Origin of the sequence: Halobacillus alkaliphilus (assembly GCF_900113125.1) — a bacterium.
Lineage (GTDB): Bacteria > Bacillota > Bacilli > Bacillales > Halobacillaceae > Halobacillus > Halobacillus alkaliphilus.
Window position 1 is genome coordinate 1 of the sequence record NZ_FOOG01000020.1, and the last position, 26,239, is coordinate 26,239.

The 26,239-nt window shown below is 44.9% G+C and carries 16 protein-coding genes; 7 read left to right on the plus strand and 9 right to left on the minus strand.

What is annotated here, in order from left to right; genetic code table 11:
- Nucleotides 1–305 precede the first annotated feature (305 nt).
- Nucleotides 306–1,760, minus strand: a complete 1,455-nt coding sequence (locus BMZ06_RS11570; RefSeq protein ID WP_089752198.1) for a UDP-N-acetylmuramoyl-L-alanyl-D-glutamate--2,6-diaminopimelate ligase — start codon at nt 1,758–1,760, stop codon at nt 306–308.
- A 55-nt stretch (nt 1,761–1,815) separates the two neighbouring features.
- Between BMZ06_RS11570 and BMZ06_RS20430 the strand changes: the two genes are divergently transcribed.
- Nucleotides 1,816–2,130 carry a hypothetical protein gene (locus tag BMZ06_RS20430; RefSeq protein ID WP_139205825.1) on the plus strand — a complete coding sequence of 105 codons (315 nt, stop codon included), beginning with the start codon at nt 1,816–1,818 and terminating at the stop codon, nt 2,128–2,130.
- A gap of 586 nt (nt 2,131–2,716) precedes the next feature.
- On the opposite strand, the gene BMZ06_RS11575 is transcribed toward BMZ06_RS20430, so the two are convergent.
- Nucleotides 2,717–3,550, minus strand: coding sequence for a metallophosphoesterase (locus BMZ06_RS11575; RefSeq protein WP_089752199.1), 834 nt, complete (start codon nt 3,548–3,550; stop codon nt 2,717–2,719).
- Nucleotides 3,551–3,933: 383 nt separating this feature from the next.
- On the opposite strand from BMZ06_RS11575, the gene BMZ06_RS11580 reads away from it, so the two are divergent.
- Nucleotides 3,934–4,725, plus strand: a complete 792-nt coding sequence (locus BMZ06_RS11580; protein WP_175477877.1) for a low temperature-induced protein — start codon at nt 3,934–3,936, stop codon at nt 4,723–4,725.
- A gap of 192 nt (nt 4,726–4,917) precedes the next feature.
- Here the strand turns inward: BMZ06_RS11580 and BMZ06_RS11585 are convergent, their stop codons facing one another.
- Nucleotides 4,918–5,631, minus strand: coding sequence for a WecB/TagA/CpsF family glycosyltransferase (locus tag BMZ06_RS11585; RefSeq protein ID WP_089752200.1), 714 nt, complete (start codon nt 5,629–5,631; stop codon nt 4,918–4,920).
- A 16-nt stretch (nt 5,632–5,647) separates the two neighbouring features.
- Nucleotides 5,648–6,925, minus strand: a complete 1,278-nt coding sequence (locus tag BMZ06_RS11590) for a nucleotide sugar dehydrogenase (RefSeq protein WP_089752201.1) — start codon at nt 6,923–6,925, stop codon at nt 5,648–5,650.
- A 532-nt stretch (nt 6,926–7,457) separates the two neighbouring features.
- Between BMZ06_RS11590 and BMZ06_RS11595 the strand changes: the two genes are divergently transcribed.
- The 5 genes from BMZ06_RS11595 (at nt 7,458) to BMZ06_RS11620 (ending at nt 14,436) form a co-directional block, all read left to right on the plus strand.
- Complete coding sequence (locus BMZ06_RS11595; protein WP_175477878.1) at nt 7,458–8,930, plus strand: O-antigen ligase family protein; 1,473 nt, start codon at nt 7,458–7,460, stop codon at nt 8,928–8,930.
- A gap of 829 nt (nt 8,931–9,759) precedes the next feature.
- A complete protein-coding gene (murJ, locus tag BMZ06_RS11605) occupies nt 9,760–11,283 on the plus strand; it encodes a murein biosynthesis integral membrane protein MurJ (RefSeq protein WP_089752204.1) in 1,524 nt (507 codons plus the stop codon).
- A gap of 25 nt (nt 11,284–11,308) precedes the next feature.
- A complete protein-coding gene (locus tag BMZ06_RS11610) occupies nt 11,309–12,397 on the plus strand; it encodes a glycosyltransferase (RefSeq protein ID WP_089752205.1) in 1,089 nt (362 codons plus the stop codon).
- A 123-nt stretch (nt 12,398–12,520) separates the two neighbouring features.
- Nucleotides 12,521–13,543: a GNAT family N-acetyltransferase gene (locus BMZ06_RS11615; RefSeq protein ID WP_089752206.1), complete on the plus strand. Its 1,023-nt coding sequence runs from the start codon at nt 12,521–12,523 to the stop codon at nt 13,541–13,543.
- 17 nt (nt 13,544–13,560) lie between these two features.
- Nucleotides 13,561–14,436: a PIG-L deacetylase family protein gene (locus BMZ06_RS11620; RefSeq protein ID WP_089752207.1), complete on the plus strand. Its 876-nt coding sequence runs from the start codon at nt 13,561–13,563 to the stop codon at nt 14,434–14,436.
- Between the two features lie 288 nt (nt 14,437–14,724).
- Here BMZ06_RS11620 and BMZ06_RS11625 read toward each other — a convergent pair whose 3' ends face one another.
- The 5 genes from BMZ06_RS11625 to chrA form a co-directional block, all read right to left on the minus strand.
- Nucleotides 14,725–18,141 (minus strand): hypothetical protein, encoded by a 3,417-nt coding sequence (locus BMZ06_RS11625; RefSeq protein WP_089752208.1) that lies wholly within the window; start codon nt 18,139–18,141, stop codon nt 14,725–14,727.
- Between the two features lie 201 nt (nt 18,142–18,342).
- Nucleotides 18,343–19,494 (minus strand): amidohydrolase, encoded by a 1,152-nt coding sequence (locus BMZ06_RS11630; protein ID WP_089752209.1) that lies wholly within the window; start codon nt 19,492–19,494, stop codon nt 18,343–18,345.
- Nucleotides 19,495–20,235: 741 nt separating this feature from the next.
- Entirely contained in the window at nt 20,236–21,087 is an 852-nt protein-coding gene (locus BMZ06_RS11640; protein ID WP_089752211.1) for an amidohydrolase family protein, read from the minus strand.
- Nucleotides 21,088–21,096: 9 nt separating this feature from the next.
- Complete coding sequence (locus tag BMZ06_RS11645; RefSeq protein WP_089752212.1) at nt 21,097–24,174, minus strand: GNAT family N-acetyltransferase; 3,078 nt, start codon at nt 24,172–24,174, stop codon at nt 21,097–21,099.
- 856 nt (nt 24,175–25,030) lie between these two features.
- Nucleotides 25,031–26,230 carry a chromate efflux transporter gene (chrA, locus tag BMZ06_RS11650; RefSeq protein ID WP_089752213.1) on the minus strand — a complete coding sequence of 400 codons (1,200 nt, stop codon included), beginning with the start codon at nt 26,228–26,230 and terminating at the stop codon, nt 25,031–25,033.
- Nucleotides 26,231–26,239: the final 9 nt, after the last annotated feature.

The following is a 26,239-nucleotide window of genomic DNA, read 5'->3' on the forward strand; positions in this document are numbered from 1 at the left end:
AACATGACAGGTGAGGCCCCGGAAGGCGCCAGCCTGAGGAGACTCAGCGCATGCCCGCGGAAAGCGAGTCGTTCCCTGGAGCCCCTTCTCCACACAATATCTTGAATTCGAGTCTTCAACTACCCGGCCCTATTGTGCAATATGTCTCTTTTGTAAGACCCAAAGCATCATTGAACAGAGTCATCATAAAAACCCCCGATGCTAATTGCAGCTGCTTTTAACAGGAGAGAATTTACCAATGGTTCGCCTCCTCGGTCTCTTCCTTATGGGATCGAGGGAAGCCGGTCGTTTTAACAAGTACTTTTTTAAGGCTGGTAAGATAAACTTTTAACCATATCTTCATCTGATTCCGCAGGCAGGTCATAGCGTTGCTGGTAAGCTTCATTCCCTTTACCCGTGATCAAAACCCAGTCGCCTGCCTCCGCTAATTCCATAGCTTGCTTAATCGCTTTCGTTCGATCCGTTACAATCCGCCCTTTTTCATTGCCATGTTCATTTTGCAAATGCTGCAGCTCTTTTTCCATATCTTCTTTTGAAACGGAATTTAAATCATCGAACGTGAGAATATAGTGATCACTTAATTCAGAGGTGATCGCCATCATCTCGCGTCGTTTCGTCCGGTCCCGGTCTCCTCTAAAGCCAAAGACGTGAATAACTTTCTCAGCCCCGCCTTGTCTAGCAGTGCTTAAGCAGTGAAAGATGGCATCCGGGGTATGAGCATAATCGATGACAAAGTTCACATCGTGGCGAGTAATGATCTGGAAGCGTCCTTTTACCCCTTCAAAATTCTGAATGGAGCTCAGAATCTCTGCCGGCTTCCTTCCCAATACTTTGGCTGCGGCATAAGCCATCGTTACATTGTACATATTGTGAATCCCGTACATATTCGAATCAATTGACGTGACTTCATTCTTTTCCTGAACCTTTACGCGCGGCGGGTTAAAATTCGATTCCACAATACGGAAGTCACTTCCGCTCATTTCTCCTATACGATAAGTGGATGTGCCATCTTCCTTTAAGATATCCGCCAGTTTTTGTCCCCAGGAGTCATCCGTATTAATCACTGCTTTTCCATCACTTTTCAGCAGATCAAATAACATTTTCTTCGCTTCAAAGTACTCTTCCATAGAATCGTGATAATCCAGATGATCATGGGAGAGGTTCGTGAAAAGAGCGAGATCATAAGCTAACCCTTCGACACGATATTGCGTTAAAGCATGAGACGTGACCTCCATAACCACCACGTCATCATTACTCTCCGATAACATCCGGTTAATTTCCAGGGAATTAGGAGTCGTATGTTGAGATGGATAATCCACCCCATTAATTATGTTATGAATCGATCCAAATAAAGCGCACGAATGGCCCAAAGAGGCTAATATATGCTTGACCAGATAACTTGTCGTCGTTTTCCCATTGGTTCCTGTGATCCCGATCAGTGTTTTATTTCGCGAAGGATAATCATAATATTTACTGCTTATGATTCCTAAAGCCTTCCTAGCATTCTTTACTTGTACATAAGGGACCCCTGGATTTTGGAGGTCTGCTTCTCCTATGATGACAGCTGCTCCTTTTTGAATGGCTTCATCTATATAGGTATGTCCATCTTTCAAAAACCCCTTAATGGCTATAAACAAATACCCTTCCTCTATCTGACTGGTATTATCAGCTAAACCGCTGATTTGCATGGTTTCGTCCACATTCTTATTTATAACTTCTGATTTTGATTCAAGTTCATAGACTAATTCCTGGAGTTTCATGATGGCTCTCCTTTATTTATAAAAATCATATTTTTCATGTAAGACTTGGGCCTGATTGGGCGGTAAGCTGTCTCAATTGGGCCGTCCTACACCTCAATTGAGCCGTCCTCTGCCTCAATTGGGCCGTGCTCCACCTCGATTGAGCCGTCCTCTGCTTCGATTGGGCCGTCCTCTGACTCAATTGGGCCGTCCTCTTCCTCGATTGGGCCGTGCTCTGACTCGATTGGGCCGTCCTACACCTCAATTGGGCCGTGCTCTACCTCGATTGGGCCGTGCTCTACCTCAATTGCGCCGTCCTCTGACTCGATTGGGCCGTCCTACACCTCAATTGAGCCGTGCTCTTCCTCAATTGAGCCGTACTCAAACCTAGTTGCGCCGTGCAACATTTAACTTCAACTTTTCCATAGTCTTATTTAATGAAAAGTTTGTGCAGTTTCTGTGCACCTTTCTCCTTTTAGCACAGGAACCATCGTAACAGTCTCGATCATAAGCCTAACAAAAAGACACCCATCCTAAAGACGAGTGTCTTACCCTTGCACCGTATCTTAACATAGATTGTTTCCTATTATACACCAAATATTAACGGAAACGAGTCTCCTTTAAATATATGGGAAAAAAGGCTTTAGGACGGTGACCTATGAAGGAAGCAGAAAGCCCTGCCCCGGATTTAAAAACGGGAAGATGAAACGCTTTTCCTCAAAAATTCGTAATCCTGTTATCAAGAAATAAATTGGAAATAATGAAAAAGGAGCTGAGTACTGTGAGTAAGCAGCGGAAAAACAAAACTCATAAGAGAGATATTTTAGACCTATTATTCACATTAATCCCCGAGCTGATCTTTTTACCGGTTCGAGTCCTCAAGTGGCTGGGGGAAGGTTTCGCGCGAATCGTCATTAAGCTCCTGAACGCCATCTGAATTTCTGAACGTCATTCCACAGTGAAATGACGTTTGGTGATTAGTTTGCTTCATTAGAATCGGAAATGGTAAGCAGGCTCATCTGGCTCTGATTCCAGAACCGTACGGGAGCGATACTCGTTCCCAATCCGCTATCAATATAGAGCGTTGAACCGGAATCTACTTGATAGACTCCTTTCGTTAGTTCCGGAAATAAGCCTTGATCTGGAGCCACTACTGCGCCAATGAATGGGAATCGAACCTGCCCGCCGTGCGTATGACCGCTCAAAATCAAGTCGGCCTGAATGCCGTCGTACTTAGTCACAACGTTTGGAGAATGAGACAGAAGAATCGTATAAGCGTTGTTATCGATCCCCTCAAAGGCTTGTTTCATATTTTCATGGTCTGTGGAACTGTCTGCGATTCCGGCGATGTTAATCGTAGTGTTCTCCCGCTGGAATGTAACATTGGTATTGTCCAGCATTGTAATGTTTCTTTCCCGAAGCCCCTGGAACAATTCTTCTGTCCGATCATTTTCCCATTCGTGGTTGCCCGATACATAATAAATGTCTTTCTGGATGGCTTTCAATTTCTCTGCCAGGTTAAAAACATGTTGTAACTGCTCGGTACTATGGTCGATCAAATCTCCGGTAATGACAATCAGATCAGGGTTCAATTCTTCAGCTGTACGAACCAGTTTTTCATTTTCGTCGCCGAACACCTTATTATGTAAGTCAGTAATTTGTAATATTTCAAGCTCCTCGCCCTCGGGAAGCTCGCTGCTTTCAACGTTTACATGGTTAACTTTAAATACATTGGTATCGTAGATCGCTTTCCCGATCGAGGCAGCACCTAGTAAGATCATCAATGCTAAGAAACCAAGTCGTATTTTCATGGGGCACCTCCTTGCTCTTTTAAGATTCTCTCATACATCAATGAAGAGTTACTACTAAATTTTTCAAATGATAAGAAATTCACACTAATTCTTTTGGTTTACGAATTGGCAGGTTCAGCTAATTTCTGGGTTTTTTCAGTATGGTTCCGATTCTGCCAATCTTTTTTATTTCTCGGAAAATGCTGCCCTGCCAGTCTCCCGCTTTCCTGAGCGAGAAACAGAGGGTTCTTCCTGAATGAGCCTATCCATTCAGTACTCCAAAAAGCCCAACCAAAGCCGTATTCGTCTTTCCTACTAACGGCTTATTTTTCTTTTTTGAAAGCTTACACCACTTCATTTAGGGTATGGAATATTATTGGAAGAAACAAAAGGAGGCACAATTTATGGATAAGAGAATTATAGGCGGCGTATTTAGTAAAGTGGGAAATGCCGAACAAGCGATTACGGATCTTCAATATCACGGATATGGATCCAACGACATATCTGTTTTTGCAAAAGATAAAAGTAAAGTGGCCGTGTTAGAAGATGAGATGGAAACACCCGTACGCTCCAATAAAGGCGGGCGAGGTAAAAACACTGGTAAAGGCGCAGGTTTAGGTGCGGCATCCGGTGGAATACTGGGTGGAATTGGCGGTTTGATTGCTGGATTAGGTCTGCTGGCCATCCCAGGAATCGGTCAGATTGCTGCTGCAGGTCCAATTGCTGCTGCCCTTACCGGTGCAGGAGTAGGTGCCGGCGGCGGTGGGATCGTTGGTGCGCTAGTTGGCGCAGGCATGTCTGAAAAGGATGCCCAGATGTACGAGAACCATCTGAAAGAAGGAAAAGTCATTGTCATTGTTGAAGCCACACAAGGACTTCAAGACAAAGTTTATCGCGCTTTCCTAACCAATAAGACAGAAAATAAAGCGATGTACCCTGAACCTTACAATAATCACAATCATGATGATCACCATGATTCTGCAGATTCTCATCGAAATCATGATGAGCATTCTCACACGAAACACAACCATGAGCATGACACAGCAGTCAATAGCCATGATGACCATTCGGATTCAACCAAGAACCACGGAAACCCGGATGATCCATTTTCCAATGTAAGGACTCAAGAGTCAGAAAAACGTACTCGAACTTCAGAGAGACACCACTCTACTCACTCAGGTAATAAACGCTCCTAATGAAAGCACACTAAAAGCCGGGAACTTCTGCGAATCAGAAGTTCCCGGCTTTTTTATAATGATGCAATTAAATGCTGTGATGGAATCTCATAAAAGAGCTATTGCACAATCGGGAGCTTTTCTGTAGGAGGCTCAAACTAAAGAGTGCTGGATCGTCTAATGATCCAGCACTCTAACGTACGTTTATGCTTTTTACTTCCGCTCTTTCCAGACCTTATAGAGAAACGTCGGGAGTTTAATCTGACGCTTCAGCCTCCACGGTTCTGTAATTAAACGGTACAGCCATTCAATGCCGAATTTCTGGAAGAATCTTGGCGCTCGCTTCACCCGGCCGGAAATAACGTCAAACGAACCACCGACTCCCTGGAATATCCGTACATCCAGGTCCTTCATGTGATCCACAATCCAATATTCCTGCTTCGGACTTCCTAACGCTACAAAAAGAACATCCGGTTTCGCCTCGTTAATCGTCTGGATCACATGCTCCTGATCCTTCTCATAACCATCGAGTACCCCCGCCACTTTAAGGTTAGGATACCTTTTCAGCAGACCGTCTTTCGCTTTTTCAGCTACTCCTGGCTTTGCTCCATAAAGGAACACCGATTTATCATGGGCCGATGCCTGCTCGCACAAGGCAAGAAGCATATCAATGCCGGTCACGCGGCTTGAGATATCCCCCCGGTTCATCTTTGAAGCGAGCAGAACCCCAACCCCATCAGGAATCTGGTACGTAGCCTTATTTAAAAGGTTCTTTAAATTGGGATCCTCTTGAGCCTGCAGAATCTTCTCTGGGTTAATGGCTACAATAAAGGACTGCCTTCTCTGTTCAATATCAGCTATGATGTTTTGCTTGAGTTCCTCGTAAGAATAACTGCTTACGTCGACTCCTAAGAACTGTTCCTTCATGATTTCACCTGGACCCCTATCCGTTTTTTGAATCTCCCAGTCGTTTCGTGAGAAATCCTGCGTCTTTCCATTGGTCTAACGATAGTGCATTTTTCGTATCAAATACAAGTCTACTTCTCATTTTACCTTGTATGTGTGCAGGGTCAAGCTGTTTAAACTCATCGTGGTCTGTGAGAATGACGACAATATCGGCTCCCTCTAGAGCTTCATCCATGCTCTGGGTCTGGTTGGAAGCGACATTTTCTTTAATATGCGGATCGTAGGAGGAGAAGCTGATGCCTCTCTCAACAAGTTCCAGAATTACTTTCAAGGATGGGCTTTCACGCTGGTCATCGATATTCGCTTTGAAAGAAAGTCCAAACAGAGCCACTTTTGGATCTTGAATGTGCTGCTCTTTCAGGAATGATTCGATTTCTCCAGCTGTATATACCGGCATATGATCATTCGTATTACGGGACAGCTGTATGATCTTCGAAAGATCAGGCTGAATTTCGGCCAGGAACCATGGATCCACGGCGATACAATGGCCGCCGACTCCTGGGCCAGGCGTATGAATATTTACCCGCGGGTGATAATTGGCCAGTTTAATGGCTTCCCATGAATTCACGCCGATTTGATCACTGATTAAGGCCAGCTCATTCGCAAAAGCGATATTCACATCGCGGTACGTGTTTTCAATTACTTTGGCCATTTCTGCCGTAGTGGCATCGGTTAAATGGATATTTCCTTTTACAAAGGACAGGTACAAGTCCTTTGTCATCTCGGAAGACTTCTCATTGATGCCCCCGACAATGCGGTCATTATCCACCAGTTCCTGAAATACTTTGCCTGGGATAACACGCTCAGGCGAATGAGAGACGAATAACTCTTCTCCTATAGTAAGTCCCGTTTCTTCCAATACAGGAAGCATAACGTCTTCTACCGTTCTTGGCGGAACCGTTGATTCTAAAATGACAAGATTCCCTTCCTTTACAAACGGTACAATTGATTCAGTAGCTTTCTTTACGTAATCAAGATTCGCCGTTTTGTCCTCACGAATAGGAGAAGGAACCGCGATGACGAATACATCCGCTTCCGTCGGTTCGAGAGAGGCCGTGAATTTTCCGCTGTCTACTGCTTCTTCCAGCCGCTCCTGCAGACCATTTTCTTCTATATGAAGCTGTTTGGCATTCACCATCTCTACAGCTTTCCGATTTACATCGACACCATGAACCTGGTGACCGTTAATCGCAAACATAACTGATGTAGGCAGGCCGATATAACCAAGCCCAACGACACAGAGTGACTTCTTCATAACCATACTCCCTTTCTCTATCTGAACCATTCCTATTAATATCGTCTTTTATGCGGACGATATTGATGGGGTGTTTTTTTCATTTATCTGCTTATTCCTTTTTAAGAAATAAGGTTGATTTAAAATCCAGGCTGCCTGCTAAATTAATTTATGTATGCCGTTCGGATCGTCATAAAAAAATCCCCGCAAGCGGGCACACTCTATATAGTTCGGTTTCGTTCATACATTTATGACGTTCGGGGAATGCTTTTCCTTTACAGGGCATTTTTAAACATGATATATCCTGATGCAAGCGTTAGATTAAAAGCAAGTTTCTCAACTTCTTATTGTACCTTATTTCTGCTTGGTAAGCTATTATGATCATTTCTTCACATGAATTTATTATACGGCTTTGCGACCTGTACATTCAACTTCTATTACATTCTTATCAATCTTGTAACCATCCCAGATGACGCATAGACAGTCGATTAGTAATGGTTTATACTTCAATATGTCATATCATAGAATATTCCAAACATTGAGGTGGTCACCTTTGCCTAAAATTTTACATAAAGATTTTTACACGAAATTATTACTCTTATTCATTATTTTTCAACCTGCATTAGACATTCTTACGTTCTTATCCATTCGCTGGACAGACTCCAGTTTAACCATCGGTATTGTAGTGCGTGTGCTATTCATGGTCCTTTCCTTATGGTTTATTCTGTTCGGCAATTCGAGCCGGTATAAGAAACCGATCATTCTTTATTTAGCTGCCCTCGCCGCTGCTTTTGGATTTGGACTCGTGTACAATTATTTCGCCAAACCTATTTTTGATCCATTTACAGAACTGCAATTTGTAGCTAAAACCGCTTATTTCTCAATTATGCTAGGCTCTTATTTGCTGCTATTCACAACCATTGAGAAGGTTTCCACCGTTCGTCTTAGAATTCTCCGGGCGATTTCAGCGGCTATGCTGATCGTTTCCATTTCTTTGCTAGTGGCGATCTTAACAGGAACTTCAACGGAAACTTACGAGTGGAATAAGTTTGGCTATAAAGGCTGGTTCTTTGCCGGAAATGAACTGGGTTCGATCGTCTCGATCAGTTTCCCTCTTGTTTACCTTTACGCTTTGTATAAAATTGAAAGATTTAAGAACTCTTACCTTTTTATACCTGTTATGCTGCTTGCCATCGTCTCGATTCTGATTGGAACCAAAGTCCCTTATTTTGCCGTACTTATGGCAGCGGTGATTGTGTTCTTTAGCTACCTTATTTATTGGCTTATTCAATGGAAAAAGAAACAAAATGATTCCTTACTCACGCTGCGCCTTGTGCTTTCTTTCTGTTTCCTGCTTCTGTTTGTAGCTGTTTCCCCTTTTTCTCCCGCGTTCTCTAACGTAGCTGGAGATATTGGAGCCATTGAGGAAAAAACAGCGGAACAAGAAAAGGATAAACCATCGGATACCGGGGATCAGGATCCGGGAGATAAAGAAAGTGAAGGCTCTTCAGAGAGTGATCAAGCTAAACAGGAAGAAGAAGAGAAAGCAAAGCTAATGGATTCGCCGATTCTCGTCATCCTTTTAAGCGCCCGTAATTTATATTTCGCCGAACTCTATCAAGATTATACGAACGCGGACATCGTCCAGAAAACATTTGGCATGGGGTATGCCGGGAACTATACAGCCATGGAAGACAGGAAGTTAATCGAGATGGATTTCTTTGATTTATTCTTCTCTTATGGAATCTTAGGTTTTACCTTAATCCTTCTGCCATTCCTATTTATTATCGGTCTGTTTATTAAGCTGTTGTTCCAGGTCCCAGGCAGGCTGCTGCATCCGGAAAACCTGCTGATTCTCTTATCAATCGGGTTTGGTGCCGGCATCGCCTTTATCGCCGGCCATGTGCTATATGCTCCGGCTGTCAGCATTTATCTGGCTGTGTCTATGTCTCTTCTCATCATCAATATGTTAAAAATGCAAAATGATCACCGGGAAGCGAAAAAACTCGCCTCCTCATCCAAATAGCTTTACCCCGCCGGACATCCTCCTGCTCTACTAAGCAAAGGATGTCCGGTTTTTAGATCATAAACTCTTTTAAAGTTTATTGTTGATTTTTCAGAAGAGTCCAGTTATACAGTCGAGCCCAAGTGTTGAAGACTCGACTTCGAGGCAACCCGGGTCTGTTGCCAAAATATAGCCGGGGGCGGCTACGGAAACAACTCGCTTTCCTACGGGGGAACTGGCAAGCCTCCTCGGTCGCTGTCACTCCCTGTGGGGTCTCGCCTAGCTCCTTCTCCCGTGGGAGTCTCGTCATTTCCTTCGCCACCCCAACCATGAGAGAAGAACAGCCCCTCCTATAGGAGAAGTCAGCATCCAGCATCCGGCATCAGCCTTAAGACCTTCTATAGCAAGGTTCTCATACACCTGGACACACTAGAAACTTAACGGTGCATTTCACGTTTCCTTTTTCATGGAGCAGGCGTGTTCGTAAAGGATTTCGAGCTCTATATATCGCAAGGTCCGGAGGGATGTTAAGCCCGAGGAAGCTCACCACAAGGGATGTTCGAACGACCCTGTATCGTGCAGGGTCGCGGAAAGCGAGTTGTTCCCTGGAGCCCCTTTCTCCATCCAATATAATGAAACTGAGTATCCAACAACCCAACCCGTTCGTGAAATATTTTAAAAATAATCTATTAAGCTTTACCTGACTAAAACATAGAATAGCGGGTTTCTTTCTCTATCCCCCATCTAAATGAAGAATGCGAAAGAATTATGGTAAAATAAAAAGATATGATTTATAGTTGAAATCGTCGAACATCGTAGATTCAAAGTCTAGTCGAAAGAGGTATATCAATTGAAATCAAAACTAGGACTGGCAAGTATACTCTTCATTGGAGCTACACTGCTCCTCAAAGTGTCCGGACTCATACGAGATATGGTGATCGCTTATTACTTCGGGGACAGCTATGTTGCCGATGCGTATCTCGCCGCATTCATTATCCCGAATATGCTGATTTTATTTATGACCAATGGCATGAAAAATGCTCTAGTACCCACCTATATTCAGTCGCTTGAGAAAAATCGCGGCAAAACATACTTAGGACAAGTCTTTAAAGGAACGCTTGTGCTCGCATTCATTCTATCCATTATCGGCATGGCACTCGCTCCGTTCCTGATTCCGCTTCTGTATCCGGAATTCAGTCCCGAGGCAACACAGATTGCCACATGGGTGACGATTATCTTTTTCTCCTGTATTGCCTTTGTAGGCATGAACTCGGTGCTTGAGGCTTTATTCGATGCGGAGAACAAATTTTCCTTATCGATCGTCTCCCAGATTATCGTTATTTTGAGCTCTATCCTGGCTGCCTTTTTATTTGCCAACCAGATCGGAGCCTACTCCCTTGCGCTTGGTTATCTGGCCGGAACGATTCTGTCGCTCATCTTCAAGCTTTACCTTGTGGTTCCGCGGAAGGTCATGGATGTAAAGCAGAAAATTGAATGGCCGGAAGTGAAGCAGTTTTACTGGATCTTTCTTCCTGTCGGTTTGACTGTGGCTGTCGGCCAGGTCAACTTGATGGTTGGTGCGATCTTTGCCTCCGGACAGGGAGAAGGGGCCGTTACGTATATTAACTACGCGAAGAATCTCGTGCACATGCCTCAGGCCATTTTCGGAGTAACGATTGCGACTATTATCTTTCCAATGCTGTCAAAAGCCATTACGAAAGATGATACGCCGCAGTTTAAGAAAGGGATTGAAAAAGGACTCACCACGATGTATCTCGTCCTGCTCCCTTCTGTGATCGGGATGATGCTATTAATGCCGAATCTCATCGAGCTCCTTTACGAACGCGGGGCTTTTAGCAATGAAGCGACGCAGGCCACGACAAATGTCGCCTACCTGTACTTCGGTTCTGTCATCTTTTTCAGCTTGAACAACGTCATTAATAAAGGATTCTACACGATGAATAAAGGTCACCTTATCTTATTCATCAGTATCGGGTCGATTCTGATTAACGTTTTATTCAACTTTTTGTTCGCTTCATGGCTTGGCTATTTAGGCATTCCGCTCGCCGCTTCTCTAATGGCCCTGTTTTATACCGGTGCCTGTCTGATCATTTTTGTGCGATTGGTCGGAGGGATTGATTTTAAATACCTCGCCGTTGATTATGGCAAAATCAGCTTCGCCGTTATCATCATGAGCGGAGCGGTTATTGGAATCCAGCAGCTAATCGGAGGGCTTCCGAACCTCGTTCAGATCATCATCGTTGCGATTGTCGGTGCTGTCGTTTTTGCAGGTGCAAGCTTTATCATGAAAATCAATGCTTTCTTATTCTTACTCAACAACGTCCGGAAACGAGGAAAGAAATCAGAAGCCTGACCGGTCATGGAGAAAGGAGTTTCTTATGAAGAAACGCGTACTCGTTATCAGTAATATGTATCCAAGTAAGCTCAATCCTACTTACGGAATATTTGTGAAGAATCAGGTCGAGGCTCTACGTGAGAAGGGACTGGACATGGATATTGCCGTAAATAAGGATAACCGCGGCGGCAAGAGGAACTTGATTATGAAGTATGGAACGTGGCTGCTCCGCATTTTAACCAAGCTGATTACAAACGGCCGTAAGTATGACGTTGTGCATGCCCACTATATTTTTCCGAGCGGCTTGCCGGCCTTACTTTTTAAAAAGCTGTTCAAAAGCAAGATGATCGTGACGTCGCACGGCGGAGATCTCGATCAGATGGCGAAAAAGAATAAATGGATCGCGTCGATGACGAAGTACATTCTGAAGCAGGCAGATCATGTGATTGTTGTTGGAGAAGCTTTAAAGCGGGAGGTCGTCGGTCAGTACGGGGTATCCCCGGAACGCGTCTCTCTTATTAACATGGGTGTCGACCGGAAGCTTTTTGCCCCGAGAGGTTCGGAGCTGATGAAGCAGGAGTTAAATCTGAGCCCGGATCATTTCCACCTGCTGTTTGTGGGAAATTTGATTAAAGCTAAAGGACTGACAGAGCTCCTGGAAGCCTTCCAGTCTCTTAACGAAGAGCGTCGGAATCTGGAGCTTCATATTATAGGAAGTATGAAGGACGCAGGGTATTTATCCGAACTGAAGGAAAGCGTTCAGCCGGACAACCAAGAGGTGGTTCATTTTCACGGCGTTAAGGACCAGGAAAACCTGGCGAAATGGATGGCTGCTGCTGATTTGTTCGTGCTCCCCTCTTACATCGAAGGATTTGGACTGGTTGCGCTGGAAGCCATGTCCTGTCATACCCCTGTCGTCGCTTCAAATGTAGGCGGTTTGTCTTATCTCTTAAGTGATGAAGCAGGCGTACTCGTTAAACCTGAAGATGCCGCTGCTCTGCGTGACGGGATCGACGAGGTCATTGCCGATCCTGAACAGCGTGTTGCCATGATTCAAAAAGGGGAACAGATCGCTGAAGAGAATAACGAGGAAATCCTGATCAAACGGATTATCGATATCTATAACCAATAAGAACCTCAGAAACTCAAATCATCGTTAAGAGGATTTGAGTTTTCTGTTAGGAGGATACGGTATTTCCCTTTTATTTGATATAATTTATATAGGAACCCCAAAGTGCAGAAAGGAAACATTTACATGACCGTTAGGAAATACCACCCGAAAGACCTGAATCAGATCCAATCCCTTTTCCAAAAAACGTTCAAGCAGGAACGTTCTTATGAGTTATGGAATTGGAAATTTAAACAAAACCCAAAATCAGAATCTCCCTTTATTCTGGTCTGGGAAGAGAACGATACGATTCAAGGGCATATCAGTTTATGGGTGACCGAGGCTTATCTATCCGGTGAAAAATCAACCATCGGCCTGCGTGTCGATACGATGGTTGATCCAGATGCACGCGGAAAAGGCATCTATAAACAACTGAATGAAGCCCTTCTGACCGAAGCGAGCGATGCAGGAATTGATTACATGTACGGTTTCCCCGCTCCAAAAGCGAAGGAATTATTTATCCGATACACAGATGCAGTCCATATGACGGACATGCCTCGCTGGATGTACGTTCAGCGGCCTGTCTCCGTGCTCGCCTCTAAATTCGCGCCGCTGAAACTGCTCAAGCCCCTTGACCTGGCGTATGCGAAATGGAAAAACCCGTATAAGCCAACCTCTTCTTCGCTTCATTGGAAAAACATCTTGGAGTGTGGTCCGGAATTTGACGATCTGGCACGGGAAACACGCCACATCGCCCCGGCTCTTGTAGTAAGAGATGCCGCTTATTTGAATTGGCGCTACCTGTCCCATCCCGAAAACGAATATGAAATTCATGCGGTGTATCACGAAGAAATACTCCAGGGGTACGTGGTCACTAAAATAACGACGAGCAGCGGATTTAAAAATGGGTTCATTGTCGATATGCTTGCGAATGATGAAGAGATTTGGGAAGCGCTGCTTCAGAAAAGCTTTGATGTGCTCAAACAGTCCGATGTGATTCAGACATGGGCACTCGCCCACACCCCTCTCGCTGCCCATCTGAAGAACAATGGATTTACTCATAAAGACAGCCCGATGCCTTTAGTAGGTAAAGAGATCAATGAATCCCTCCGCTTCTTAAATCAATCGAGCAAGTGGTACATTACCTCTGGCGATGTGGATTCGTATTAAAGAAGGAGATTTAATGTATGAAGCGACAATTACTCAAACTAGCGCGGCCAGTTCTATCTCCCGCGAATCATATGGTCATCAGCCGCTATTATAAAGCCGACAGACCATTGAACGATGTATCCGAACAGCGCGTGCTGCTGTTGGCACCGCATGTGGATGATGAAACGATTGGAGCAGGCGGCACGTTAATGAAACATGCAGCAGGTGGAGCAGAGACGCACGTAGCTTTCTTAACAGACGGCTCTGGAAGCCAAAGTAAGGGCGCAGCCGATGAGTTAGTGGCCGCCCGTAAAAAGGAAGCACGGAAAGTAAAGGAACTGCTTAACCTTACTTCCATCGACTTCTTCGATGAAAAAGATGGACAGCTGACGAGTGACAAACGGACAAGAGCATGGATCAAAGCGAAGATTGAAACAGTCCAGCCGGAAGTGATCTATGCCCCCGTATTCGTTGACTGTCATGCGGATCACATCGCCACCGCCCAGCTCGTACGTGATACTCTTGAGGAAATGGAACGCGAAAACATTACGATCCGTCTGTATGAAATTAATACATTGCTGCCTAAGGAAGAAGTGAACTGCATCGTGGATATCTCTCCATATGTCAGCCGGAAGAAGGAAGCGATTGACGTTTTCCAATCCCAGGCCATCGATTTTGACGGCTTTCAGAGACTGGAGAAGTTGAAGCGTCATTTAGTAGCCGGTTCGGTACAAGCTGTCGAAACTTTCCTTGAATTAACACCAGCAGAGCTTCGCAGCCGCTTCGACCAGGTTCAGGGTAAATATACGTACAGCGAACATTTCAAACAGGTGAACAAAGAAGTAACCCTGCTTTATGCGATGTACAAGAATTTAACTTTCAAGCGGAAGGTGTATGAAGAAAGCCGTAAATAATTCAGACAGCTCACACTTAATTTTTTTCGTAAATGAATCAGGGAGAGTCCCAGCTGCTCCTAAAAAAGAAATGTCCAGTCAAATTAAGCTGGACGTTTCTTTTCTTTAGGAGATCCCGTTTACGCAAATCTCTATTAGTATGACCGCTTGTCTATGGGCTGTTTTTCCTCGGTATTATTTTTTCGACGGTAAAATAGCCCACAATTCCGAGAAGGGTAGGCAGATTGGAAACACCGTCCCCTTGCACCCCTCTACACCATCGATCATTTACTAGAGAGCTTCTTCCCTTTAATCCCACTTCTTCAATGCTGTCCACAACCGTTTTAACTTTCTGTCTACAGGTTTACGATCATCGGATTGCTGTTTCTGCCATTCATTATAGCTTGCTATCCCTATGAGGATAAGCCCTGCGAGCAGCAGGTACACCCACCACGGAAGATTGCCCCAGTAGGGTCTGGTTTGGTAAAGAACATTGAAAATCAGCACACCCATGCCGACGAAAAAGTAAGATTTGATTCGGAACTGCATGCCGGCAATCATCGATAGGAGCGATAAACCGCCGAGGATCCACGCATCCCAGATTGTATGACTCTCGATGCCGTCGACGACTAAATAAGCAGCAATCAGAAGGAGAACCGCAAGCTGCACATGATTCAGAATCCCGGAGTACTCCCGCCAGGTTTTTCTTCGCAGTAAGAAAAGGACACCAAGAACAGGAAGCACTTGCAGTTCAGCTTCGATTAAGTCAGGAATCAGAGCATGATAATCCAGCAATACGATAATATACCCGGCATATAAACACCCGGCCCCCACTGTAATGAACGATTTGCCAAGCAGTGGTTCCTCCCATTTTTTAGCATTCAAAAGGAACCAGATACTCACTAACAGCACGGGCAGCACCCGGATCCAGACGTTCTCATCCACCATGGTCGTCAGATTCAAATAGCCAATATAGAAGAGCGCTGTCCAGGTATAGGCATCGGCTTCTATTTTCGGACCGATCAATAAACGATGGAAATAGCGACCGGCCGCAAGCAGAATACCGATACTCATCATCATCACCATAACGAACGCTGAACGCTCCCAATCAGGGCTGACCTCATTCAATAGCGCCAAACCGAGTAACAAGGGAATAAATCGGGCGAGCGACCATTTTCTGCGATGCATAAAGAAAAGAATCAAAATAACGTACCCAACTGCAAGAAGCCATTCATACGGCACCCACGGTTCCAATCTATTGATTAACAGAGACAATCCGAAAATGGAAAAAGGAATGAGATACCATTCCATCCTTTTCTTCCATATGGCTAGTACACCCATCCAGATTCCTGCGATGGCTATACTGGTCACAAGCCAGGCATATGTTTCGGTAACCGCATCCCACCAGCCAAAGTAGCCAGGGACCGTCCACACCGCAAAAAACAGCGTCGTCAAAGCTGCATAAAGCATCAGCTTGATTTCCCATTCCCGAGAGGATGTTAATGAGCTGTATACGTATAGACTAAGGGGGATAACCAGTACCCAGGGATACATCGCTTCCCCGCCCAGTGAATTGAGCAGGAAAAGGGCGATCAGCAGCGGCTGAACGGAATGAGCAAGCCAATAAAAATAAGGCTGTCTTTTTTCCCATTTACCAAGTCTCACATCTCCAAGAAAGACGAGTAGAGCAGGTGCGAGAATCATATAAGTAAAAAATGAAGCAAACGAATCGAACGAAATTGGATTTAGTAAAGAGATGTAAAAAGCTAGTATCGTAACAGACACGAACAGCCAGAGAAATGCTCTTTTAGCATGAAGAACCATCCATACCATCATGCCTATACCGACGATCAGAATCAAAGGACGGATTAAAACAGGATCCACCCGGGAATTGCCTGCCAGGGTCACCATAGCCAGTACATAAGAACCTTGTCCGGTGTAAAAACTGGCTTCGGAAAGCTCTCCATCACGGAATTTCTTCCATAACAGATGGACGATCACAAGTAAGATTCCCGTGACGGCCAAATGAAATGGAAAAGCTAAACCTTCTTGATAAGCAGGAAACCAGCCAATGAGTGGTTCATATAAAATTGCCGATGAAATAAACAAAGCCACTGGATGCACCCATACCGCTGTTTCTCCCATGTCCATGTGGCTGTACTTTCTTTTCAGAGGATAAGCAAGGCCACTGATCATCAGGAACATAAACGAGCTATAGGCCAGACGTTCATCATACACGCTGTACCAAATACAGCCCGCCATTACGACTATCGATGTATAGATCGTACTCGTATCAATAACCCGAAGCCAGCGCAGGTTCGTCCATAACCCAATATAAAGAAGAGACACAGCTGCCCCGATAAACAGGAATAGAAATAGCGGACCAATCTCCGTCATTTCCCATAGCTGCCAAAGAGTGATAAAGAAAAACACAGGAGTCATGTATTGGAAAACCACGTAGGTGTTCAGATTCGAGAGCACAAGGTAATTGACGGTAATGAGGGCGTAAGCGATCAGCAAGAGCCATGAACCCTCTTCGCCTCTCAACACGATACTTTCATAGCTAATATAAACAAACGCACAAAAGGAGACGATCCCGCTCGTGTAACGAAACACTTTTTCGACGAAATGATGATTTTTAAAGGCATAAGCAAATCCTAAGTAAACCAGCCCAACCACCGCGTACACGGTAAGATCGACAGACTGAAGAGGTGAATTCTCCACCAGCTGATAGATGGCGTACACGACCATCACCGAAAAAACGAATTGGTACTCTTTCGTTTGATAGATGAACACCATCGCCATATAGATGCTCGCCGTCAGGAGCAGATTGAAGCTGTAAAAGACTTCACTCTCATAGAAAAACAGCATGAGCACGGTAGAAAGGACTAAGTTCAGCTGCGCATAAAGCGGCAACTCTTTTATAAATAACGACCATCTCTCTGAATCCTTGAACCCAATATAACCACCAAGCAGCATCACATTGAAAAGCATCAAACCCATATAGAACGCGTCCATTGATAGAGGAAGGGCGCCAAGACTGAATCCTGCCGATAGAGATAAAAAGACAAAGGAGATCCATACATATAAGCGTGACTTATGTACAATGGCATGCCTGATGTATAACGGCAATGGAAGCAGTGTACCGAGCAGACCTAAGAGGTATCTGCCCTCCCCGAATAGGGATAGATAGTCACCTAACAATCCAAAGAATCCAATCGCCACAATCGCAATTGGGATCAGCAGACTTCCTAACGTTAGAAACGCAAAAGCTGTCTTCTGGATGTTCAGAAACTTCCCTGTTCCGTAACTCAAACCATGAAAAAATAAGGAGACGAAGAAGATGGATAAAACTTTCATCCCTGCCCCCATCTGATCCCACTGGCTTGTGGCGACAATCAACCCTGTGATCAAAAGAAGGGAAACACCAAGGATAAGTGACCACGTAATATTGCGTTCGCGAATTTCTTCTTTGGATTTCGTCTTCTTCTCTTTCTTCGGTTTCGCAGGAGGATTCTGCTCTGCGAAAGAATCGTGGTTAGGCGTTGTCTCTGCAGCTGCGTGAAGCTCCTTATGTTCTTCTTCCCGCTTCTTATCTTGTCTATATGTATGGTCAGCCTCTAACACTTTATGGTAGGCTTCATCGGTTAAATATCCATTGTTATGTAAATGCTCAAGCTGCATTTTGAACACTTGCCGCTTCTCTTCTTCTGGTAAATGGGCCAAAATTCTCCCTCCCTCACGAAATTCTACCTACTTGTAAGGGTAAACTTGCCCATGTTTGTTTTCAACCTTTTCTTGGAAAATAATAATAAAGGGTAAATCTCACGATCATTCTTCGGATATAATAAAAAACCGATCCCACCTCAGGTCATCCATAATTTGGATGACCTGAGGTGGGATCGGTTTCAAACTTGTTTGTTCCTCTTATATAGGCGATTCTTCTTTATAAACCATTTTACCATCCACGAAAGTCATTACTGCACGGCCTTTCCCCTCAATTGGGTGGCTGTCCCAGAGGACAAGATCTGCGTCTTTACCTTCCTCAATACTTCCTACTCGATCTGCGACTCCTAACACTTCTGCCGCCCGAATCGTTACACCGGCCAATGCGACATGAGCATCCAACCCGGCCTTCACGGCAAGCTGTGTTGAGGTTTGAAGCTGTCCAATAGGAATAACGGGATGATCGGTAATGATTGCAAAAGGAACTCCATGATCGTCAAGCATAGCATATGTGTTCCACGAAATATTTCCTAGTTCTACTTTTTTTCGGCTGGATAATGTAGGTCCTACTGAGAATTTATAGCGCTCTTTATACTTTTCAAGGTACGGAGCAATTTTATGTCCTTCTGTGACATGCTCGACATGCAGGTCAATCTCAAATTCATTGGCGATCCTTATGGCCGTCATAATATCATCAGCACGATGAGCATGTACACAAATAGGAAGCCGACGTGCAAGCACTTTTCCGATTGCTTCCAGACGCAAATCACGAGGCTGCTCTGTTTTTAAATAATGGGAAGCCTTAACGAAACTTTCACGGATCATTGCAGCTACCCCCATCCTTGTGACTGGCGCTCGTCCTTGTTGGCCATGGAATTTCTTTGGATTTTCTCCTAAGGCCATCTTCAATCCTGCTTCTTCTTTCATCACTATTTCCTCAACGATGGACTCTGGCTTCACTTTTATAATCGTAGTCAAGCCGCCGATTACATTCGCACTCCCGGGTAAAACTTGCGCAGTTGTAATGCCTGCTTGCACAGCATCGTGAAATCCTTGATCACTCGGATTCACTCCATCAATCGCACGCAGGTGCGGGGTCATCGCTTCAGAGGTTTCATTAAAGTCCGCACCTTCCCAACCATATCCTTCTTCATCGATACCTAAATGTGTATGGGCATCGATCCAGCCAGGAGTAAGCACCCTGCCTCTTCCTTCTATTACTTCCTCACAACCGGAGACATCTATAAGATTACTTCCGATTTGTTTAATCTTTCCTTGATCTATAATCAAAGTGCCTTCATTAATAGGAGGACCGGTGACTGGAATGATGGTAACATTTTGTATGGCGAGCATTAACTTCTCCTCCTTATTTCTCGTTTATATAATTATAGACTGATTTAATAACTCTGTTTTCATAACCACAACTCTTCTTCTACTATAGAGAAGATTATCGAAAAAATAAAATTCTTAAAAGACTGTTCCTTCCTTCACCGCATCAATCATTCATAGTAGCGTTCAATCAAAACAAAAATGCCAGAATCTCTTTGAAGATTCTGGCACCCATCTCTCATAAATTGTCTTTACCAACTTTATGAACATAATCGTTTTGAGCCATTTCACGTTCAGCGGTCTGCCTGGCTAGTAATTATTTCGCCTGGTTATAAGAAAGACCAGAGTTCGCGTTCTGACGTTTCACCTCATCAATATCCGTACCTGAACTAGTGACGTTTTTCTGCCCGTAATCAGGATCCATGGACTTTGCCATAAGGATCACCTCCTGTTATTAACGTTCTCCTCTCAACTGTTTTTATTCATCAGTAACATGACCTTAAACAGCAGGACATTGGTTATATAACTGAATTGATTTTTTACAGATAAGCTCCCGTTTGTTGAAGACTCCGTTTCGAGATAAATTAAGTCCATTTCCAAAAAAAGTGGGGTGGCTACGGAAAGCGAATCATCCCCTAAAAGATCTTCACTGTGAAACAATATCTCGAAACTGAGCCTTATACAATCCTGCGCGATAGTTTAATCAGCGTTGGCTACGGGTATAAAAAAATCCCTCCACGAATTACGTCGCGGAGAGACCTTTTTTCATTTTAAATGGTTGAGCCTCGGAAAGACCCGCAGCGCATTGTTGTAGAATACATCCTCTACATGCCTGGAAGGTATAAAGTCACCGATGAACTCTGCATATCCTTTAATCGGGACGAGCGGCCAATCCGTTCCGAAAAGTAATTTTTCATAATGCCCGCAAAACGTTAAGGCATGGCGTACGTGGTCGAAATAATTACCTTTCAACTTCCCGGCAAGGGTTTCGTTTGTGCCCACGACCCAGCCCGACAAATCCGCAAATAAATTCGGATTTTTATAAACCAATTCTGCTCCGGTCAGGACCCAGGGATCGCCTAAATGCGCCATTACAAAATTTACATCGCGCCGCAGCACAGCCACCTCATCAAGCGTCAGCGGATGTGCATATTTTAATAACCCCCGTTCCGAATACGTATCGCCCGTATGAAACACCACCGGCACGTCATAAGCCGCGGCCAAATCATAGACCGGCTGATATACATTGTCATAGGCATAGTACGGGTAGTAACCCAGATATATTTTCACTCCTGCGACCTGCCGCTTCTTAAGCTCATTTTCCAGAGCATCCAGCCCCGACTTCCCTAATTGGTAAGGGTTGATTCCAGGACAGGCGGCCACGTTTCCCGGAAGCTCTTTTTCTAAATCCAGCCCCATGGGAGAGTCGGCATGATGGTCTGGAAACCCCATTTCCGTTGTTTCCGTCACGCCCATCCCAACCGCAACCTCAACGTTTCCCTCTTCCATTTCCTTTTGCAGGCCTTTTCCTGAATAATCGACGCGCGACAGTTCGTTCGCGGTATGATGGAACGTTTCGATATCTGAAAAGTGAATATGTGCGTCAATAATCTTCATAAAAAACTCCTATTTAAACATTATTCCATGAAACGGATGGTTTAGTTTGTCATACGTCTCTTCTCCCAAGAAGAGGATGGTCGGCTCTACTTGGGTTAGTTCTCCTGATCCAGCCGCCCACTCCTGGACCGATTCCACCATAAAAACTTCCTGGTTCATATACGTGCCCGCTGTCTGTCTGGTATTCGGATGGATCAGCGTCGCCTTTTCCTTCCGATCATCGGAACCGATCTGAACAAAAGGTGTGTCATTCAATTCATACTCTTCGACACCGGCATAATACGTGTGAAACAGACCGTTGTTCGGCTGAACGGCATAGCAGGATTTCAAATCTTCCGCTGGTTTGAAAAAAGCTTCCAGGCTGAGTTTTTCACCAAAAAACGTCCGGTTTGCTCCCTGGTGAATTTCTGCGTAAAAAACAGCAACCGGTACTTCTGGCAGCGTCAGGGCGTATTGGTACAGGACGACCCCTTTCATTTCCTCATGCTCTGTGAAGGCCGTCTTCAGACAGATCCCTGTCCAGTCATGACCGTACTGATCTTTTTTCGTTACCGCACTAATCGATGTTCGCTCCTTCAGCATCGAATACGGACTAACGTTTTGCATCGCATAACGGATACCGCCTCCCCATGGGTTCCACCATGCTTTCGGCCCAGCTTCCGGATAGCAGTGGTGCAGCGTTTCTCTGCCGTTGTACTTAATGGAATAGACCCCCGGGTAATAAGAGGCTGAGGCCCGGAAGGCAATCGTTCCATTATCAACCGTCCAAATGTCCTCCTCGGTTGAAACCTCCACAGGCTCTGTTCCTTTTACAACATGAAGGGCGTGGAGATCAGCCTTCCTTCCTGGACTCCGGAACTGACCCGTGAGCGTTTTTAAGCCAGGAGTATGGTACACAAGCGGGTAAGTTACTTTCGTTGATGCCTCTTCTTTTCCAATTTCTTTTTCAAAAGTATCCTCTTCAGAATGAACGGTTAAACGGCCTTGCAGGTAGGAAGACAGCCTCGAACGAAAAGCGACGTCTACCTTTTCCCCTTTTTCTGAAGCGAATCCATCGTTTTCTACTTCCAATCCATAGAGAGGGAGTTCTTCGAGGTTCTTCGTTTCGTATCCTGCTGCTAACTCGCGCCACTGCCGCCAGTTTGGTACGGTATTTATGCCGATTTGAATCGGTCCGAGCGATTGAAGCTTTCCTGGTTCGAGGGTGCCAATAGAGTACATCACCCCAAATCGCCAATCATCACGTTTGCCGACAGCATCTTCCTGCCAAGCCAGCCCCGCCGTATCTCCTGAAGCAGAAGAAGTAAACAGCCATCTTTCAGATAGATCTCCGCTGTGAATGGTGCCAATAAACGGAATGTCTGCTTCATTTCCAATTAACACCCCATTTTTCATCGGCATCGCCATTCCTTTTAACGGGATAATAATCGGCTGAAGAAACGCAAGATCGCTCTTTTCCTCTGGTCCATGATTGATCAGTTCATGCGTAATCTCGACCAGCCCATCGCCGTAAATCTTATAGTAGGTGTTAAGAATAACCGAAGAAAAAACATGTGACGCAAGGCTCGTTTTCAGAACAAATGCTTCCTGAAGTTCAATATGTTCAACCGAAGTCGCAGATGTTTTTGACAATTCATCATTAAACGGCTTCCCAAGCTTCGGGGTCATGATGGTGAGCGGATCTTCCTTCGCTCTTAAAGAACCACCCTTTACGGCATTATTTCTTTTTTCAATTTTTACATAGTGAGGACCATTGTAACCGTACCAATGCTCTTCTGTCTGACCGCCGAATTTGGCCCCGTATCCCGGGAACGCCAGCGTAAGACGTGTGTGGAAAGAAGTGGTCCTCCCGTCCTTCCGCCGCACCTTAACTTCAACTTGTTCGTCTAAAAAGCCGTGCTTGCGCAGCTCGCCAGTGAGCGGAATAGACAGGCGTCCTTTCGCATCCACCTGCGCCTGCACCTGAGGTTCTTCCCACTGAATAATTTTATTGGCGGGAAGTTTCACGATCCAGGAGGAAGTCGTATCCAGCTGGCTCTCCAAATCAAGTTGCAGCGTCCCTTTATGATGAACTCTCCAGTTCTTGTTCAATGAACGAAGGTGAAGTTTTCCTGGTTGAATAGGAAAAACCCCCATTCGAAGAGGGAGAACTGATTGATTGATGGTAATATCCACTCCTATCACCGGATGAGTTTTCCATGGATTCGGCTCCACTTCCGGCATATGAAGCTGAACCGGAAATTCCCCGTTCCACTCGCCCCGCACTTCAAACGTTTCCTCCACCTCATGCTTGACCACGGCCGATGAGCTGCCGGAAATTGAAACTTGAAAAGGCGTCTCTGTTTTATTGATGATCCGATAACTCGCGTAATGGGGTTCCTTTTCCAACAGTTTAAAGTGGGGAAGATTCATTTCCACCATCAGATCCTGCGTCTCGATCCTCCTTATTCTTCTTCCCGTTCGTTCGAATTGAATGGTGACAAACTCGCCTCCCGCTTCCCATTTATACTCAAATACCGTATGATCCTGAGCCTTGAAACCATCCGGCTTGATTTCAATGACCCGCTGACTCGTGGTGTACCAGTTATGCTTTTCGAAAAATGGCCGCAGCCACTCGATCTGCAGCACCATGGGCATGAAGTTCATTAAGTGGGTGGCGTCATCACGCTCTTCCCAAAAGAATCCACACTTTTTATAAAGAGGAACAGCCTTCGTATTTCCCGGCCACGTAAACAAATCCAATCTCGGCCAGCCTAATTCGACCGTTTTATCTAAAGCTGTGAGAAGGAGGCGTTTTCCAATCTTCAATCCCTGGTATTCGGGATGAACATTGATCAGTGGAATATAAAGCGCACCTTCGTCCTCCCGATATTCGGAAAGACCACAATAACCGACCACCTCGTCGCCTATAATAGCTAGAAATAGGTAAAGATTGGTCGACTTCGCTTCCGTATCGATAATATCCTGCGCCGTTGATACGGAATCATCTCCACCCCAGTTTTCGCTGCTTTCATTCCACATCTTTGCCACGGCTTGTGCGTAACCATCGTGATACTCGACTATTTTCACTTGCTCTAATGTTTTCATCCTTTTACCTCCATGATCCGTATTCAGCCAGTCTGCTTCACCTTAACTGCATCTGAAATACCACTGACAATCCTAATCATCGTCAACGCCTCCTCTCTGCTTATGTACTGGAAAATTTATTCATATTCATTCATAGTTTAAGGTGAGCGGCATGCAAAGTAAAGAATATTCTGAACAGCTTTTTATTATTCAGGACTTAAAAATCCCCTCACCGTTAAGGATGAGGGGAAGTAAAACGCGTTGTTGATTTTTATACTAACTTTATTCCACAATTCGGTCGGATAGTTGAAGATTCAGTTTCGAGATAATTCGGGACTGTTACCATAAAAGAGGAAGAGTTGGTGAGGAAATAACTCGCTTTCCTGTGGGGGAACGGCGAGCCTCCTCGGTTGTTATCACTCCCTGTGGGGTCTCTCCTAGTTCCTTCTCCCACGGGAGTCTCGTCATTTCCCCACCAACTCAATCTTAGGAGAAAAACGGCCCCTTCTAGAAGGGATAACGCTCTCCTTTTTAATCGGTATTAATTGCTTCTATAATAGGCTAATTCCCATTGTTATAGCTTAGTAATTGTCTCAAAAACACAGCTCTTTTTTCTCATCAAGCAGCGCTGTCTTAAGTGGTTTCGAGCGTCTGATTCGGCAAGGTCCGGAGGGGGACGATGTAGACTCCTGCGGGATAAACATGATCGGTGAGATCCCGCAGGGTGTTAAGCCCGAGGAAGCTCAGCACATGCCCGCGGAAAGCGAAATCGTCCCCCGCAGGACCTTCCGCTCAACAAATATCTCGAAACTGAGTCTTACAGTAGCGGGAGCTTTTCTGGAAGACTCGAACTGAAGTTTTTAACAAAGTCTGATTCTTAGAAACCTAATAGGTTGAGGAGGTAGCCTCCGAGGACACCGAGTATAACAATCAGCCAGGCCGGGACTTTCCAGATATTAAGTAAAGCAAATAAAATAGTCCCTAAGGCAAAATCAGCACCATCAAAGATGGAACTTTTAACAACAGGATCATAGAATGCGGCTAATAGAATTCCAACGACGCTCGCATTCACTCCCATCAGGATCCCCTGGAAAGAAGCACGCTTGCGCAATTCACTCAGGAAAGGCAAAGCTCCAATTATAAGCAGAAAAGAAGGCAGGAAAATACCTATGGTAGCAACGACTGCTCCTGCGACTCCTTCCATCATTGTTCCGAGGTAGCTTGAAAAAGTAAACAGGGGACCTGGAACGGCCTGCGCCATACCATAACCAGCCAGGAACTCATCAGGCGACAGCAGCCCCACCGGGACCAGCTCTCTTTCAATCATAGGTAACACAACATGGCCGCCTCCAAAAACCAAGGAACCTACTCGGAAGAAAATATCAAAAATATTGAGCAAAGAGTTGTTCACTACGCTCGTTATGATCGGAAGTGAAACTAACGAAATTCCTAAAATGGTTAAGGAAAGGATTCCGGTTTTTTTAGATATATTAACAGCGAAAGGTTCAATATTTGATTCTGCTTTATCTTTAAACCAGGAAAGTCCAAGAAGTCCCGCAGCTAAGATAATGACGATTTGTATCCAGGCAGAAGGGTACAGCAGCATAACTAAGGCAGCGACAATTGCAATAGCCTTTCTGCTTTTATCCGGGGTCAACTTCTGACCAAGTCCGATAAGAGCATGCAGGACGACGGCTGCCGCCACCACTTTCAGGCTATGAATAAATCCTGCGTCAGCCAGGGAGAAATTTTGATAAAGTAAAGCGAATACGACCAGTACAATAACGGAAGGAAGAGTGAAGCCAATAAAGGATGTAATCCCTCCCAGTATTCCTCCACGTAAAATTCCAATCGAGATGCCGACCTGACTGCTTGCCGGTCCGGGTAGGAATTGGCATAACGCAATCAGATCCGCATAGGTTTTGTCATTTAACCACTTTCGCCGGTCGATGTACTCATCTTTAAAATATGCCAGGTGGGCTACAGGCCCTCCAAATGAGGTCAAGCCCAGTTTCGTAGATGTAAATAATATTTCTAATAGGATTTGTAGAGTGGTTTTATTCTGTTTTTGACTCAATTTGTTCAC